We start from the raw sequence: 15,353 nt of genomic DNA, 5'->3' as shown, positions 1-15,353 counted from the left end.
GCGGAGGAGAGCATGAGCGAGCTGGAACCGTGGCAGTGGGACGAGCCGACCTGGCGCGGGTACGTGGAAAAGGTGCGGGCCGGACGTCCGCTGGTGCCGGATTCCTGGCCGGGCGGTGCGAAGGTCGCGGTGGCCCTGTCCTTCGATGCCGATCACGAGACGCCGATGCTGCGGGACGGCGAAGTGTCCGCGGGCAAGCTGTCCCAGGGCGAGTACGGGGCCCGGGTCGGGGTGCGGCGGATCATGCGGCTGCTCGAGCGCTTCGGGGTACCGGCGACGTTCTTCATACCCGCCGTTTCCGCGTTGCTGCACGAGAACGAGGCCAAGTCCTATGTGGACGCCGGGCACGAGATCGCGCTGCACGGCTGGATCCACGAACGCAATACGGTGCTGCCGCCCGGAATCGAACGCGAACTGGCGCTGCGGGCCATGGAGACCCTGGAGAGGGTCTCCGGGATGCGCCCGGCCGGTGTGCGCACCCCGTCCTGGGATTTCTCCCCGCACACCCTGGCGATCACCCGGGAACTCGGGCTCGCCTACGACTCCTCGCTGATGGCCGACGACGACTGCTACGAGATCCTCGCCGGGGGCGAACCCACCGGAATCGTCGAGCTGCCGGTCGAATGGATCCGCGACGACGCGGTGTACTTCAACATGGAGCGGTTCAGCGCGCTACGGCCCTACACGCCACCGCGTGGGGTGCTCTCGCTGTGGCGCGACGAGTTCGACCAGGCCTATGCCGAAGGTGGGATGTTCCAGCTGACCATGCACCCGCACATCATCGGGCACCGGTCCCGGATCGCGATCCTCACCGAGCTGCTGGAGCACATCGGCGCGCACGAAGACGTCTGGTTCGGCACGCACGCGCAGGTGGCCGAGCACGTTTCCGGGTTGTGACGGCTATTCGGGTACCAGTTCGGCGGCGGGCCAGCGCTGTTCGGCGACGGCGATGCCGATCTGGCGGGTGACCTCGCGCGCGGCGATGTCGACCGCGGCCGGTACCCGCCCGGTGCGGGGCATGGCCAGGACGACGGTGCGCCACACCTCCGGCTCGGACAGCGGCGCGGCGCACAGCAGCCCGGTGGCGATCTCCCCGGTGAGCCCGATGGCGGGCAGGATGGTCCAGCCATGTCCGGCCTGCGCGAGTTTCTTCTGCAGTGCCATGGAATTCGTGCTCACCGTGCCGTCCAGGGCGCGGCCTGCCCGCCGGGCGCCGCCGTCGATCAGGGTGCGCAGTCCGTGCCCGGTCGTCGGCAGGACCAGGGGGTGTGCCGCGGCCTCGGCGAAGGGCACCGGCCGGTCGCGGCGCAGTCCTATCGGTGCGGGGGCGGCGATCCAGAGCTGCTCGCGGACCAGCCGGGTCACGTTCAGCGAGGGCGATCCGGTGATGTTGTACAGCAGGCTCAGATCGAGATCGCCCTCGTCCAGCCAGCGCTGCAGGTGTCCCGAATAGGCGGTCTGCAGCCGCAGTTCGATGCCGGGATGGTCCCGGGTGAGCCGGGCGACGAGTGATTCGGCGAGCAGTTCGGCGGTGCTCTCCAGCAGTCCGAGGGTGACGATCCCGGTCACGACTCCGGGCGTGGGGGCGAGCTCGGCGCGGGCGCGATCGAGCTCGGTCAGCGCCCGGCGGGCCCGCTCCACCAGGGCGCTCCCGGCCTCGGTGGTGCGCATGCCGGTACGGGTGCGGTCGAACAACGGGACACCGAGCTCGTCCTCGAGCGCCCTGATCTGCCGGGTCACGGCGGGCTGGACCAGGTGCAGCAGTTCGGCGGCACGGGTCACGCTGCCTGCCTCCGCGACGGTCACCAGTGCGTTGAGCTGTTTGAGGTCCATCGCAACCGCGCATATCTCCATCAGGAAAGAGTATTTCTCAGCTGAGGTCATAGTAATTCATGATGGAGCTCGAGGGCGAGACCGAGGAACGGGAGGGCAGCTGATGGACGGGCTCGAGGAGGAGGAAAGCGCGATCGTCGCGCTGGTCGGCGAGTTCGTCGACCGTGAGGTGAAACCGGTCGCGCAGGAGCTGGACCATACGAACACGTATCCGGAGAAGCTCATCGAACAGATGAAGGAGATGGGCATCTTCGGGCTCGCGATCCCGGAGCCCTGGGGTGCGGCAGCGGTCTCGGCGCGGTGCTATGCGGCGGTCACCGAGGAACTGGCGCGCGGCTGGATGAGCCTGGCCGGTTCGATGGGCGGGCACACCGTGGTGGCGAAGCTGCTGCTGGCCTTCGGCACGAAAAAGCAGCAGGACAGGTACCTGCCGCGGATGGCCACCGGCGAGGTACGGGCCACCATGGCGCTGACCGAGCCCGGTGGTGGCTCCGACCTGCAGGCGATGCGCACGGTGGCGCGCCGTGAAGGGGAGCACTACGTGGTGAACGGCGCGAAGACCTGGATCACCAACGCGCGCCGCTCCCAGCTGGTGGCGTTGCTGTGCAAGACCGATCCGGGCGCAGAACCCCCGCACAAGGGGGTGAGCATCCTGCTCGTCGAGAAGGGTCCAGGTTTCCAGGTCTCCCGCGATCTGCCCAAGCTCGGTTACAAGGGTGTGGAGAGCTGCGAGCTGTCCTTCGACGATGTCCGGGTCCCGGCGGACGCCCTGCTCGGCGGCGCGGAGGGCCGTGGTTTCGCGCAGATGATGCGGGGCCTGGAGATCGGCCGCATCCAGGTCGCCTCCCGCGCGCTCGGGGTCGGCCAGGCGGCGTTGAACGACGCGCTGCGTTACGCCCAGGAGCGGGAGAGCTTCGGGCAGCCGATCTGGCAGCACCAGTCGATCGGCAACTACCTGGCGGACATGGCCACCAAACTCGAGGCCGCGCGTCAGCTTGTGCAGCACGCGGCGCGCCGCTACGACTCCGGGGAGCGCGCCGACCTGGAGGCCGGGATGGCGAAGTTGTTCGCCTCGGAGACGGCGATGGAGGTCGCGCTCAACGCGGTGCGCATCCACGGCGGCTACGGCTATTCCACCGAGTTCGACGTGGAACGCTACTTCCGGGACGCGCCGCTGATGATCGTCGGTGAGGGCACCAACGAGATCCAGCGCGACGTCATCGCCCGGCAGCTGATCAAGCGCCACCGCATCTGAAGGGGGCGCGGCATGTCCGGACCGCTGACCGGTATCACCGTCCTCGCACTCGAACAGGCGGTGGCCGCCCCGTTCGCCACCCGCCAGCTCGCCGATCTCGGGGCGCGCGTCATCAAGGTCGAACGCCCGGCCGCCGGTGACTTCGCCCGCGGCTACGACCGCGCCGTACACGGGCAGTCCAGCTACTTCATCTGGCTCAACCGCGGTAAGGAAAGCGTCGAGCTCGACCTCAAGGATCCCGCGGACCGGGCGGTGCTGATGCGGATCCTCGCCGAGGCGGACGTGTTCGTGCAGAACCTCGCCCCGGGTGCGGCCGACCGCCTCGGACTCGACGCGGCCACGCTGCGCGCCGCCCGGCCCGAGCTGATCCACTGCTCGATGTCCGGCTACGGCCCCGGAGGTCCCTACCGCAGCAAGAAGGCCTACGACCTGCTCGTGCAGTGCGAGGCCGGACTGGTCATGGCGACCGGGACGCCGGAATCGCCGTCGAAGGCCGGTTTCTCCATCGCCGATATCGCCACCGGGATGTACGGCTACAGCGGCATCCTGACCGCGCTCTACGAACGCGAACGCACCGGGCGGGGCGCCACCCTGCGGATCGCGATGCTCGACGCGCTCGGCGAATGGATGAGCCAGCCCGCCTCCTTCGCGCACTACAGCGGAACACCTACACGGCGAACCGGGGCGAAGCATCCCTCGATCTCGCCCTATGGCCCGTATCGCACCGGGGAGGGGACCGTGTTCCTCGGTATCCAGAACGACCGGGAATGGTCCGTGCTGTGCCACACCGTGCTCGAACGTCCGGAACTGGCCGGAGATCCGCGCTTTCGGTCCACTGTGGACCGGGTTGCGAACGACGCCGAACTGACCGTGGTCATCGAGGCGGCGTTCGCCGGATACACCGCGGCGCAGGCCGTCGAACTGCTGGAGAGTGCGGGGATCGCCAATGCCACCCTGCGCACCCCGGACGAGCTCCTGGAGCATCCGCAACTGCGGGAGCGGGACCGCTGGCGCCGCGTGGACACCCCGGAGGGCCCGGTCCGTGCGATGCTTCCCCCGGTGGAATCGGATACCGGGGAACCGCTCATGCGCCCGGTCCCGGCGCTGGGTGCGCACAACGAATCGGTGCGCGCCGAGTTCGGCCCGCAGCAAGCCGAGGAGGCGTCATGATGAGCGAAACCGTTGAGCGAGAAGAACTCCTGCTCCCCGGGCCGGCGCAGGCCCTCGGTGCACTGCTCGGCGTACCGGTGCCCGATCTGGCCCGCGGCGCCGGGATTCCGCTGCTGTGGCATTGGATCTACCTGCTCGATCACCCGGCGCAGTCGGACCTCGGTACGGACGGGCATCCGGCGCGCAACACCGTGCCAGCGCCACCGAAACCGGGACAGCGGCGGATGTGGGCGGGCGGACGGGTGCGCCAGCACGGCGAACTTCGCTGTGCCGAGCACGCGAGCAGACGCACGAGAATCCTCTCGGTCCAGGAAAAACAGGGGCGTTCCGGTCTGCTGACCTTCGTGGTGGTGGGGCACCGGATCGAGCAAGGCGGCCGGTTGATCGTGGACGAGGAGCAGGACATCGTGTACCGGCCGATCCCGGAACGGGGCGGTGCGAGCGGCGAACCGGATTCCACCGTGCCCGTGGCGCCCGGGGAATGGGCCGTGGACATCTCGCCGGTGCTGCTGTTCCGCTTCTCCGCGCTCACCTACAACGCGCACCGCATCCACTACGACCGCGACTATTGCCGGGACGTCGAGGGCTACCCCGGACTGCTCACCCACGGGCCGCTGCAGGCGATCGCCATGGCCGAAAAAGCCCGCGATGGCGCCCCTTCCGCGCACACCGTGTTCGACTACCGGCTCGTCTCCCCGCTGTTCGACCACCAGGGGATGGTGGTCAGCGCGGTTCCGGGCGAGCAGGGGGAGAGGGTCAGCGCGGTCCGGGACATCCACGGGCGGCAGACCGCGAGCGGCAGGCTGCGCTCGCGGCAAGACTGACTCCGCCGGAGGAGCGCTACTGGTCCCGCAACGCGCGGCAGCCCGCACTGCGCAGGAAATCCACGATCACCTGCGGTGTGGTTCTGCTGTGCGCGAGGGAAAGGCGCAGATCCCGCAGCGGGGTACGCGGCCGGTGCGCGGTGAGGATTCCCGCGTCCAGGTCGGCGCGCACCAGCCAGTGCGGGAGAAAACCGATGCCACCACCGGCCGCGACCAGCCCGCTGGTGACCGGGAGGCTGTTGCAGGTGCTGAAGTTGGGCAGCGGGACGTCCGCCTCGCCGAACCAGCGCGCGGTGATCCCGTGGATGGCCGAGGGCGGTGGATTGATCAGGATCCGTTGCCCGGAAAGGTCTTCTGGTCCGATCCGGCCCGGGAGTCCGCGGTGTCCGTTGCTGACGATGGTCAGCGCGGTGTCGCCGAGCTCCTCGACGCGCACGTGCTCGCTCGGCTCGGCATTGCTCATGAACGCGAGGTCCAGCTCGCCCCGGTCGAGCATCCGGGCGAGGGCGACACTGGACGAGGCGGTGAGGCGCACATTCACCTCGGGGTGGCTGCGTTCCAGTCGTTCGAGCACCCTCGGCAGACAGGTCATGGCGAACAGGTCCGAAGAACCCAGGCGCAGCGTTCCCTGCCACGGATCGCCGGCCCGCAGCCGCTGGCCGAGCTCGTCGAGCAGGGCGAGCTCGCGTTCCGCGTAGTGCAGCAGCAGCGTCCCGTCCGCGGTGAGCCCGACCGCGGAGCCCCGCCGGTGGAACAGTGCGGTACCGGCGGCGGTCTCCAGCTGGCGGATGCGCAATGAGATGGCCGGCTGACTGAGCCCGAGGCGTTCGGCCGCCGCGCGGAAGGTGCCGAGCCGGACGATCCAGACGAACGCCTCCAGCTGACGCGGCGTGATATCCAGCATAAGGAAAACTTATCAGAAATGACGTGAATAGCTGATCAACGAGAGCCGAGTCGTTGCCTAGCATCGAGGACGTGAATTCAGCGTCGAAGCATGGTCCCGCCGTCACAGGGGTGGACACCCATGTGCACATCCTGCGGGTGAACGCGAGCCTGGCCGCCGACCGGCATTCCGCGCCGAGCCGGGACACCACGGTTCCCGAGCTGCTCGGTCTGCTGGACGCGCAGGGGCTCTCGCACGCGGTGCTCACCGCCCCGAGTTTCTACGGCCAGGACAACACGGTGCTCCTGGATGCCTTGGCGCAAGGGGGATCGCGGCTCCACGGCACGATCACGGCCGGGCCGGAGACGAGCGTGACGGAGCTGCACCGGCTCGCCCGCTCCGGGGTGTGCGGGATCCGCTGCAACCTGATCGGCCGCCGGGACACCGGGCTGCGGCCCCTGGCCGAGAAGGCCGCGGACGCCGGGCTGCACCTGGAACTGCTCGCCGAGTCCGACCGGATCCCAGCGCTCGGGGCGAGCGTGCTCACGGCCGGTGGCGTGCTCGTGCTGGACCATTTCGGACTGGACGCGGACCTGGGATTCGTGCTCGAGGCGGTCGCGGGCGGTGCCACCTGGGTGAAGCTCTCCGCGCCGTATCGCCTGCCGAACCTCGCGGTGGCCGCGAGCCGGGCAGCCGCACTGCTCGCGCATCGGCCGGATCGCTTGCTGTGGGGCAGCGACTGGCCGTGGGTCAGTCACGAACACGAGGGCTTCACGTATTCGTCCACAGTGGACTGGCTGAGCGAATGGGTTCCCGAGGAACGCATGCGCAGGGCCGTTCTGGTGGACAATCCGGCGCGGTTGTTCGGATCGGCGGCGATCGGGTGAGCGCGCCGAACGCCGCGGGCAGGTTGGACCGGCTGCCCGCGTCCCGGTTTCTGTGGACCTGCCTGGTGCTGATCAGCCTCGGGGTTTTCTGGGACACCTACATGCTCTACTCGATCGGGCCGTTGTCCTCGGCGTTCGTGAAGGCCCAACACCAGGAGCAGCTCGCGACCCGGATTCCGACCGCGCTGTTCCTCGGCACCTTCATCGGTGCGGTGCTGCTCGGCCGGATCGCCGACCGGATCGGCCGTGCCCGGGCCTTCACGCTCAACCTCACGGTGCTCGCGATCGGGGCCTGTGTGGCCGCGCTGGTTCCGGTGAACTTTCTGCTGCTGCTCGCGATCTTCGTGGCCGGTATCGGAACCGGTGCGGAGATCCCGCTCTCGGTGACCTATGTGCAGGAGCTCGCCCCCTCCGCGCGCCGCGGGCGGCTCAGCTCGCTGATGCTGGCGATCGGCTTCCTCGGCGGTACGACGGGTGGCATCATCGCGGCGGCGATGGCCGAGGTGTCCGGTGGATTCCGGATCGGTCTGCTGATCGCCGCGGCGGGTGCGCTGATCACCATCGGGCTCCGGCTCTGGGTCCCGGAATCGCCGCGCTGGCTCGAGCGCGGGGGCCGTCATGCCGAAGCGGAAGCGGTGCTGCGGCGGATCGAGTCCGCGGTACAGCGCGGGATCGGCGCCGAGCGGCTTCCCGAACCGGCACCGCCCCCCGCGGTTCCCGAGGCACGCACCGTCTCGACGATGACCCTGCTCAAACCCGCCTATCTGCGCAGGACACTGAGCGCCTGGCTGATCGAGCTCTGCCAGGGGTTCGGCTCCTACGGATTCACCACCTTCGTTCCGGTGATGCTGTACGCGCGCGGCTACGATCTGGTGCACGCGGTCGGCTACACCGCGCTGATCCAGCTCTCGTACCCGGCCGGCACGCTGTTGTCCTCGTTCATCACCGACCGGATACCGCGCAAATGGGGCATGGCCGCGTTCTACACGCTCAATGTGGGTATCGGCATCGGGTTCTATTTCGCCGGTACGGACTGGCTCGTCGTGCTGTGCGGATTCCTGACCTCCATGCTGATCTTCATCGACGGCCCCTTGCTGCACACCTATGAGGCCGAGATCTATCCGACCGAGCTCCGCGGCCGCGGAGCCGGTACCTCGTTCTCGATCAGCAGGCTCGGTGGTTTCCTCGCGCCGCTGGCCGCTTCGGCGATCATCGCCTCGCTCGGGGTCGAGGCAGCCGGGCCGTATCTGATCGTGATCGCCGCAGCGAGCTGGCTGGCCTGCGCACTGTTCGCCGCGTTGCTCGCCGTCGACACGAGCACCCGCAGCCTCGAACGGCTCGCGGAACCCGAAGCCGTATCGTGATCCGGTTCGCCGATCAGGAAGGACTGTCCATGTTGCACTCCACGAGAACACCGGCGCAGAAGCGGGCCGCTTTCCGCGAACGGCTGCACGGCGGTGAACTGCTCCGGCTGCCCGGCGCGTTCAACCCGCTTTCCGCGAAACTGATTCAGGACAAGGGGATGGAAGGCGTCTACCTCTCCGGCGCGGTGATCTCCGCCGACCTCGGACTGCCGGACATCGGGCTGACCACGCTGACCGAGGTCGCTGGGCGGGCCGGGCAGGTCGCCAGGGTCACCGAGCTCCCGGTGCTCGTGGACGCGGACACCGGATTCGGTGAAGCGATGAACGTGGCCCGCACCGTGCAGTGTATGGAGGACGCCGGGGTGGCCGGGATCCATCTCGAGGATCAGGTCAACCCCAAGCGGTGCGGGCACCTGGACGGGAAACACGTGGTGCCCGTCGCGGACGCGGTGCAGCGGATCCGCGCCGCCGTGCAGGCCCGCCGTGATCCGAACTTCCTGATCATGGCGCGCACCGATGCGCGCGGTGTGTCCGGAATGGACGAAGCCGTCGAACGCGCGAAGGCCTACGTGGACGCGGGGGCGGACGCGATCTTCCCCGAGGCGATGACGGGCCTGGAGGAGTTCGCCGCCATGCGCGCGGCCGTGGATGTGCCGATCCTGGCCAATATGACCGAGTTCGGCAAGAGCGAGCTGTTCAGCACCACGGCCCTTGCCGAGGTCGGCGTCAACCTCGTGATCTTCCCGGTCTTCCTGCTGCGGCTGGCCATGGGCGGCGCCGAACGGGCGCTGGACACGATCACCGAACACGGCACCCTGGACTCCCTGGTGCCGCAGATGCAGACCCGCGCCCGGCTCTACGAACTGCTCGATTACGAGTCGTACAGCCAGTTCGACTCGGGCGTGTACGACTTCACCGTCTGAACCGACGTCCCGTAGCGCGGCACGCGATGGGTGTTGCGCACACGGAAGCGCGCTCGTGTAGGCTTACTGAAAATGATTGTCATCTTCAGTGGAGCCTGGGGGTCGCATGTCGCAGTATCGGTCGTTGCCCATCGCGTCGGGTGGTGCAGGCGATGACCTGGAACACGCGCGGCGACGGCGGCATACGCTCACCTGGCTGGGCGGTCTTTCGCTGATCCTGCTCGGTACGATTCCCGTGGCGGTCGGGATCGGACCGGTGGGCATTCCGCCGGGGACCGTGGTCCGGATCGTCGGGCACCATCTGTCCGGCCTGCCCGCCCTGCCGGACTGGCCCGGCTCGGCGGACACGATTGTCTGGCTGGTGCGCATTCCGCGGGTGCTGCTCGGGATCGCGGTCGGCGCGGGCCTCGGCATGACCGGTGTCGCGCTGCAGGCTCTGGTGCGCAATGTGCTCGCCGATCCCTATATCCTCGGCGTGACTTCCGGGGCGTCCACCGGGGCGGCCGCGACGATCCTGTTCGGGGTCGGCGGCGGCATGGGGGCGGCGGGCCTGACCGGGAGCGCCTTCATCGGCGGTGCGGCGGCGACGGCCCTGCTCTTCCTGCTCGCCAGGGTCGGGGGACGGATCACCTCGATCCGGTTGCTGCTGGCGGGGGTGACGATCGGTTTCGTGCTCTCCGCGGTGACCAGTTTCCTGATCTTCCTCTCCGATGCCCCCGATGGTGCGCGCGCGGTGCTGTTCTGGATGCTGGGTTCGCTGGCGAGGGCACAGTGGTCGTCGATCGGTATCGCGGTCGTCGTGGTGCTGGCCGTGCTCGTCCTGCTCGTGTTCTGGGCGCGCCGGTTCGACGCCCTCGCGGTCGGGGACGACAGCGCGCGCACCCTGGGGGTCTCGCCGGACCGGTTCCGGGCGCTCTCGCTGGCCCTGGTCTCGCTGTGCGTGGGGGCCGTGGTCGCGGTCGCGGGGGGAGTCGGGTTCGTGGGCCTGGTGGTTCCGCACATCGCGCGGCTCTGTGTCGGTGGGGCGCATCGGCGGGTTTTCCCGGTGGCCGCGCTGATCGGCGCGATCTTCCTGGCGTGGGCGGATGTGTTCGCGCGGGTGGCCTTCGCTCCGCGGGAGCTGCCGCTGGGCATCGTCACCGCGGTGGTCGGTGCGCCCTTCCTGGCGGTTCTGGTCCGCCGGTTCTACGCGGGAAATGTATGAGCGGCAAGGAAAAGGGGACTACGTGATGATATCCGCTCAGCAGGTGTCGTTCGCCTACGCGGAAACGCCGGTGCTCGAGGAGGTCACGGCCACCGCCGGGGACGGCGCCATGATCGGGCTGATCGGGCCGAACGGCAGCGGCAAGACGACCTTGCTCCGGACCCTCTATGCGGCCCTGCGACCGGGATCCGGCCGGGTGGAGGTGGACGGAACACCCGTGGCACGGCTGCGGCCGATCGAACTCGCACGGCGGATCGCGGTCGTCGCCCAGGAAAGCGCGCCCGAACTGCCGCTGACGGTGGTGGACATGGTGCTGCTCGGGCGTGCGCCGCTGCGTTCGGTTTTCCAGTCCTACAGCCGGGAGGATCACCGGAAGGCGGCCGCGGCGCTGTATCGGATGGGCGCCCGGGAGCTCGCGGAACGCTCCTTCAATACGCTCTCGGGTGGCGAGAAACAACGGGTGCTGATCGCCAGGGCATTGGCGCAGGAAGCCGACCATCTGCTGCTGGACGAGCCGACCAACCACCTCGACATCCGTTACCAGCACGAGATTCTGGCCCTGGTACGGACCTTGGCGATCACCACGGTCGTGGTGCTGCACGACCTCAACCTGGCCGCGCGGTACTGCGATCGGCTGGTGCTGCTCGACGGCGGCCGGGTGGTGTCCTCGGGCGAGCCGGACACCGTGCTCTGTCCGGAGGTACTCGAACCGGTCTATGGGGTCGCCGTGCGGCGATTCGAGGAACCCGACTGTGTTCAACTCGGTTTCCGGCCGCATGCCGGGAAACCGGATTACGAGGCGACACCGCGGGCCTGATGGCGGGCGAGGAAAGGAATGCGTTGTGCGATCTGGAATGCATGCACGTTCTGGAATGAAGGTGGCCGGTATGGCCTCGGCCGCCGTGCTCGTGCTGAGTGGCTGCGGTTCCGGTGATTCCGCCGACCGTTCGGCGAACAGCGAGAACGGGTTTCCCACAACGGTCCAGAACTGCGGTCACCGGGTGGCGATCGAGCGCCGCCCGGAACGGGTGGTCGCGCTCGGCCCTTCGGAGGTGACATCCCTGTACACGGCCGGTGCCGCCGGGAAACTCGTCGGGCGGGACGACGCGGGGATGAAAAGTGCCCCGTACACACCGGAGATCAGGTCCGCGGTGAGCAAGGTTCCGCAGCTGGGGTCGGGCGGTGAGCTCACCCGGGAGAACCTGATCGCCATGCAGCCGGATCTGGTCGTGGGCTCGGTCAGCGAGTCGATCACCCCGGAATCCCTGGAAGCGGTGGGGATTCCGATGCTCAGTCTGCGCGGGAACTGCGGCTCGAACCATGCGCCGGGGGCCAGCGACGGTACCGCGGACTTCGAGGATGTGTTCAGCGATCTGCGGCTGTACGGCCGGTTGCTGGGTACCGAACGGCAGGCCTCCGCCGCGGTTGCGAACATGCGACAGCGGATCGAACAGGCCACCTCGACGGCCCCGCTGCGCGGCAGGACCGCGGCCGCGGTGATCGTGTTCGACAGCTCCCTCGAGGCATACGGCCGCCGCTCGATGGCGCACACCCAGCTCACCGCACTCGGCGCCAAGGATGTGTTCGGGAACTCGGACAGCCGGGTGCTCGAGGCGAACATGGAGGAAATCGCCGCGCGCAACCCCGATGTCATCATGATCCTCTCGTACAGCGATACCGCGGAAGCGGCCAAGAAGAAGTTCCTCGCCCTGCCGGGAGCTTCGAACTTGGCCGCGGCACGCAACCACTCGCTGTTCGTCCAACCCTATGAATACTCGTCTCAAGGCACCTTGTCGGTGAACGGTCTGGAGAAGATGGCCGGGAACATGCCCCGGCAGCGCTAGCCGACCGAGCGCCGGTGTCGAACAATCCCCGATACGCACAGGAGAATGCATGACCTTGACCGAAACACTCCCGGCCCTGGTGTGGACGGACCTGCTCGAGCGCTGGGATGCGCAACAGAGCGTCTATGTTCCGGGAAGGGAGAGCGGATTCGAGGCGATGTTGTCGGTCCTCGATGCGTTGCTTCCCGAGGAGATCGTCGTTCTCGACCTCGCCGCGGGCCCTGGCTCGCTCAGCAAACGCCTTCTGGAGCACCGGGAGAACGCGCGCAGCGTGGCGGTGGACCTGGATCCGGTGCTGCAGGCCGTCGGCCGGGGTGCGCTCGGCGAAATGGGCGGACGCCTGCGCTGGGTCACGGCCGATCTGCGCGAGCCGGACTGGACCGATCGGCTGGGGGAGCGGCGGTTCGACGCGGTGCTGTCCTCGACGGCGCTGCACTGGCTCACCCCGGATGCGCTCACCGAGCTGTACAAGTCGTTGGGCGCGTTGCTGCGTCCGGGCGGTGTCTTCCTGAACTTCGACGGATTTCCGTTGTCCAATCCCACATCCGGCTACGCGGCAGCGGCCAGGGCGGTCGACCGCGCCCGCCAGGACCGTGCCCTGGCCGTGGGTAGTGAGGCCTGGCAGGACTGGTGGGAGGCCATGCGTGCGGTACCCGAGCTGAGCGCGGCCTTCGCCGAACGCGACCGGGTGCTCGCACCGGCCCGGGGCCGCTTGTTCTCCGGTTCGGATCGGCCGGAGGGCACCACCCTGGAAAGCCACGAGTCAGCACTGACCGCAGCGGGCTTCGTCGAATTCGCCGTGATATGGCAGGACTTTCACCGCAAGATCTTCCTGGCCGCGCCTTAGCGTCCAGCCTACCGAAACTGAGGGGAATCAGGCCGTGGACCCGAAACTCACGAACTATCTCTATCGGAATCCCAAACTCTACGATGATGTGTTCCGTTACGCGGAAACCGGCGACAAGCTGAAAGAGATGTGTCACGCCCTGCTGGTGCGCAACGGCAAGGAACCGCCGAGCTCGATCCTCGACATCGGCTGCGGAACGGCCTTCAAGCTCGCGCATTTGCGGGCCAAGGGGTACGACTGTACCGGCGTCGACTACCAGGAGGCGATGGTCTCGTACGCCCGGGAACAGTACCCGGACATGCGGTTCGAGGTGGGGGACATCCGGGATGTCCGGGTGGGTGGCAGGTTCGACGTGATCACCTGTCTCGGCTGGGTGATCGAGAACGTCCACTCCTGCAGCGATATCGCCAAGGCGATGGCCACCTTCGAGGCGCACGCGAAACCCGGCACGCTGCTGGTGTTCGACACCCACAATCCCATCGGGGACCTGCACGGTCTCGGCTCGCGCAAGGATTTCTCGATCGACCTGGAGGGGTTCAAGGCGACCGGTCAGGCCTCGTTCACCGTGGACCGCCGCAACCAGATCCTGACCAGGCACCGGACCTGGTCGCTGCCGGAAGGCGCCACCGAGCAGGACATGGCGCGGTACCGGTTACTGTTCCCGATGGAGCTGGAGCGCTATCTCACCTCGCACGGTTTCCGGGACATCGAGATGTACGACAACACCGATATGACGCCGACCGAGCTCGAGGGATCGATGCTCTATGTCACCGCGGTCTACGGCGGCGGCAACGCGCAGCGGACCGGCCGGGCAGTCCCGCCGCCGAAGGAGTGATGGCGTGACCGTGACGGAAACCGCGCCACGCAACGGATTCCGCCCGCTGCTCGCGCTCGGCACCCGGCTGACCGGGGTGCAGCTGGCCCAGGTCGCCCTGACCACCACCGACATCGCCATGCTGGGCACACTCGGGGTCAAGGCGGTCGCCGCGGGCGGTCTGGCCGCGCTGCTCTACAACCAGATCCGCACCATGACGGTCGGAATGGTCACCCCGGCAGGCAATCTCGTCGCCGGGGCGCTCGGCAGGCACGAATCCGGTGCCACGAGCGGGGAGCGGACGGTGCACGACGAGGTCCGCGGCGTGGTGCGGGCCGCGTTCGCGGTGGCCACGGTGGTCGGCGCGCTGGCCGCCGGGGTGGTCATCGGGATCGGCTGCATCTTGCCGTGGTTCGGCCAGTCTGCGGATGTCGTGGCCGTCGCGTTCCCGATGATGGCCGCCCTGGCTCCCGGGCTGATTCCCATGCTGTGGCTGCAGGTGCTGCGGCAGTTCGCGGTCGGCATGCACCGGGCCGGTTCGCTGCTCGGGGTCACGATCGCCTCGATCGGGGTGAACCTGGTCCTGGACGGCGGATTCCTCTACGGCTGGCTCGGCCTGCCCATCATCGGGGTGACCGGGATCGGCCTGGCCACCGCGCTGGCCCAGTTGCTGGGTTTCCTCGCCTATCTGCTGCTCGTGCGCCGCGATCCGCACCTGAGGCCGGCGCTCTCGCTGCGCGGCTGGCGGGTCGAGCGGGAGCGGGTGACCGAGATCGTCCGGCTCGGTACCCCGGCCTGCCTCACCTACGGTTCCGAGGCGGGCATCACCTCGGTGGCCACCCTGGTGATGGGGAACTTCGGACCGGTCGCGCTGGCCGCGCACAACCTGGTCAACCAGATCACCTACATCGTCTACCAGGTCAGCATCGGGATTTCCCAGGGCGCTTCGATCCTGGTGAGCCATTCGGTCGGGCGCGGTGACCGGGCCGAGCCCCGCCGGATCGCGTACCGGGCTTTCGCGCTCGCCGGTGCGCTGCAGCTCGTGCTCGCCGCGGTCTACCTGCTCGCCCCGCGCTCGGTGCTCGGCCTGTTCCTCGGCTCGAACGACACCGTCGTGTTCGGCACGGCGACGACCCTGCTGTTGCTCGGTATCATCCAGCAGATCACCAAGGGCGGGCAGAACATCGCGGTCGGGCTGATGCGCGGGCTCGGCGACACTAAGGCCGGATTCCGCAGCAGCCTGGTCGGCTACTGGGGCGTGGGTGTTCCGGGGATGCTGCTGTGCGCCTACGTGTTCGGCTGGGCGGCCGCCGGGGTCTGGGTCGGGCTCTGCCTCGGATTCGGGGCGACCGCGGTACAGTTGCTGGTGCGGTTCTCCCGGACGGAGGCCCGCCAGCGGTAGGTCGCCGTCCGGCGTGCGAGGGCTGGTGGCGTGGGCGAGCGGATGCAGTCAGGGTGGTTTCCGGCTCTACACCGGATCCGAAGTCGCGCGGTTGATGCTGATC

At 68.6% G+C, this 15,353-nt stretch carries 15 protein-coding genes; 13 read left to right on the top strand and 2 right to left on the bottom strand.

Annotation, left to right across the window (positions count from 1 at the left end):
• The first annotated feature begins 12 nt into the window (after positions 1–12).
• Positions 13–897 carry a polysaccharide deacetylase family protein gene (locus A37U_RS0100435; protein WP_020494621.1) on the top strand — a complete coding sequence of 295 codons (885 nt, stop codon included), beginning with the start codon at positions 13–15 and terminating at the stop codon, positions 895–897.
• A 3-nt stretch (positions 898–900) separates the two neighbouring features.
• Here A37U_RS0100435 and A37U_RS0100430 read toward each other — a convergent pair whose 3' ends face one another.
• Positions 901–1,884 carry a LysR family transcriptional regulator gene (locus A37U_RS0100430; RefSeq protein ID WP_240437461.1) on the bottom strand — a complete coding sequence of 328 codons (984 nt, stop codon included), beginning with the start codon at positions 1,882–1,884 and terminating at the stop codon, positions 901–903.
• A 52-nt stretch (positions 1,885–1,936) separates the two neighbouring features.
• Between A37U_RS0100430 and A37U_RS0100425 the strand changes: the two genes are divergently transcribed.
• The 3 genes from A37U_RS0100425 to A37U_RS0100415 are packed head-to-tail and all read left to right on the top strand — an operon-like array spanning position 1,937 to position 5,082.
• Positions 1,937–3,088, top strand: a complete 1,152-nt coding sequence (locus A37U_RS0100425; RefSeq protein WP_020494619.1) for an acyl-CoA dehydrogenase family protein — start codon at positions 1,937–1,939, stop codon at positions 3,086–3,088.
• Positions 3,089–3,100: 12 nt separating this feature from the next.
• Positions 3,101–4,258 carry a CaiB/BaiF CoA transferase family protein gene (locus A37U_RS0100420; RefSeq protein WP_020494618.1) on the top strand — a complete coding sequence of 386 codons (1,158 nt, stop codon included), beginning with the start codon at positions 3,101–3,103 and terminating at the stop codon, positions 4,256–4,258.
• On the top strand, positions 4,255–5,082 hold the full coding sequence (locus A37U_RS0100415; protein ID WP_240437460.1) for an HTD2 family dehydratase: 828 nt from the start codon (positions 4,255–4,257) through the stop codon (positions 5,080–5,082). Before A37U_RS0100420 ends, A37U_RS0100415 begins: the two co-directional genes overlap by 4 nt.
• A 16-nt stretch (positions 5,083–5,098) precedes the next feature.
• On the opposite strand, the gene A37U_RS0100410 is transcribed toward A37U_RS0100415, so the two are convergent.
• On the bottom strand, positions 5,099–5,986 hold the full coding sequence (locus tag A37U_RS0100410; RefSeq protein WP_020494616.1) for a LysR family transcriptional regulator: 888 nt from the start codon (positions 5,984–5,986) through the stop codon (positions 5,099–5,101).
• A 71-nt stretch (positions 5,987–6,057) separates the two neighbouring features.
• Between A37U_RS0100410 and A37U_RS41790 the strand changes: the two genes are divergently transcribed.
• From A37U_RS41790 to A37U_RS0100365, 9 genes are all read left to right on the top strand, one after another.
• Positions 6,058–6,852, top strand: a complete 795-nt coding sequence (locus A37U_RS41790) for an amidohydrolase family protein (RefSeq protein WP_040586387.1) — start codon at positions 6,058–6,060, stop codon at positions 6,850–6,852.
• Positions 6,849–8,216 (top strand): MFS transporter, encoded by a 1,368-nt coding sequence (locus A37U_RS0100400; RefSeq protein WP_020494614.1) that lies wholly within the window; start codon positions 6,849–6,851, stop codon positions 8,214–8,216. The genes A37U_RS41790 and A37U_RS0100400 overlap by 4 nt, the downstream gene beginning before the upstream one ends.
• A gap of 29 nt (positions 8,217–8,245) precedes the next feature.
• Positions 8,246–9,139, top strand: coding sequence for a methylisocitrate lyase (gene prpB, locus A37U_RS0100395; RefSeq protein ID WP_026196751.1), 894 nt, complete (start codon positions 8,246–8,248; stop codon positions 9,137–9,139).
• A gap of 124 nt (positions 9,140–9,263) precedes the next feature.
• The gene (locus A37U_RS0100390; protein ID WP_026196750.1) at positions 9,264–10,343 is read left to right on the top strand and encodes a FecCD family ABC transporter permease; all 1,080 of its coding nucleotides are present in this window, start codon (positions 9,264–9,266) and stop codon (positions 10,341–10,343) included.
• Between the two features lie 25 nt (positions 10,344–10,368).
• On the top strand, positions 10,369–11,160 hold the full coding sequence (locus A37U_RS0100385) for an ABC transporter ATP-binding protein (RefSeq protein ID WP_020494611.1): 792 nt from the start codon (positions 10,369–10,371) through the stop codon (positions 11,158–11,160).
• 70 nt (positions 11,161–11,230) lie between these two features.
• On the top strand, positions 11,231–12,187 hold the full coding sequence (locus A37U_RS0100380; protein WP_157182555.1) for an ABC transporter substrate-binding protein: 957 nt from the start codon (positions 11,231–11,233) through the stop codon (positions 12,185–12,187).
• Between the two features lie 49 nt (positions 12,188–12,236).
• The gene (locus A37U_RS0100375; protein ID WP_020494609.1) at positions 12,237–13,034 is read left to right on the top strand and encodes a class I SAM-dependent methyltransferase; all 798 of its coding nucleotides are present in this window, start codon (positions 12,237–12,239) and stop codon (positions 13,032–13,034) included.
• Positions 13,035–13,068: 34 nt separating this feature from the next.
• Complete coding sequence (locus A37U_RS0100370; RefSeq protein ID WP_020494608.1) at positions 13,069–13,869, top strand: class I SAM-dependent methyltransferase; 801 nt, start codon at positions 13,069–13,071, stop codon at positions 13,867–13,869.
• A gap of 4 nt (positions 13,870–13,873) precedes the next feature.
• A complete protein-coding gene (locus A37U_RS0100365) occupies positions 13,874–15,250 on the top strand; it encodes an MATE family efflux transporter (protein WP_020494607.1) in 1,377 nt (458 codons plus the stop codon).
• The last annotated feature ends 103 nt before the right edge of the window (positions 15,251–15,353 follow it).

The organism is Sciscionella marina DSM 45152 (assembly GCF_000379465.1).
GTDB lineage: Bacteria > Actinomycetota > Actinomycetes > Mycobacteriales > Pseudonocardiaceae > Sciscionella > Sciscionella marina.
This window is presented reverse-complemented; position numbering and strand designations above follow the sequence as displayed.

Excerpts from the sequence above, each read along its gene's own strand:
- A37U_RS0100435 (WP_020494621.1), top strand. The coding sequence starts at position 13 with ATGAGCGAGCTGGAACCGTGGCAGTGGGACGAGCCGACCTGGCGCGGG.
- A37U_RS0100430 (WP_240437461.1), bottom strand. The coding sequence starts at position 1,884 with ATGACCTCAGCTGAGAAATACTCTTTCCTGATGGAGATATGCGCGGTT.
- A37U_RS0100425 (WP_020494619.1), top strand. The coding sequence starts at position 1,937 with ATGGACGGGCTCGAGGAGGAGGAAAGCGCGATCGTCGCGCTGGTCGGC.
- A37U_RS0100420 (WP_020494618.1), top strand. The coding sequence starts at position 3,101 with ATGTCCGGACCGCTGACCGGTATCACCGTCCTCGCACTCGAACAGGCG.
- A37U_RS0100415 (WP_240437460.1), top strand. The coding sequence starts at position 4,255 with ATGATGAGCGAAACCGTTGAGCGAGAAGAACTCCTGCTCCCCGGGCCG.
- A37U_RS0100410 (WP_020494616.1), bottom strand. The coding sequence starts at position 5,986 with ATGCTGGATATCACGCCGCGTCAGCTGGAGGCGTTCGTCTGGATCGTC.
- prpB (WP_026196751.1), top strand. The coding sequence starts at position 8,246 with ATGTTGCACTCCACGAGAACACCGGCGCAGAAGCGGGCCGCTTTCCGC.
- A37U_RS0100385 (WP_020494611.1), top strand. The coding sequence starts at position 10,369 with ATGATATCCGCTCAGCAGGTGTCGTTCGCCTACGCGGAAACGCCGGTG.
- A37U_RS0100380 (WP_157182555.1), top strand. The coding sequence starts at position 11,231 with ATGGCCTCGGCCGCCGTGCTCGTGCTGAGTGGCTGCGGTTCCGGTGAT.
- A37U_RS0100375 (WP_020494609.1), top strand. The coding sequence starts at position 12,237 with ATGACCTTGACCGAAACACTCCCGGCCCTGGTGTGGACGGACCTGCTC.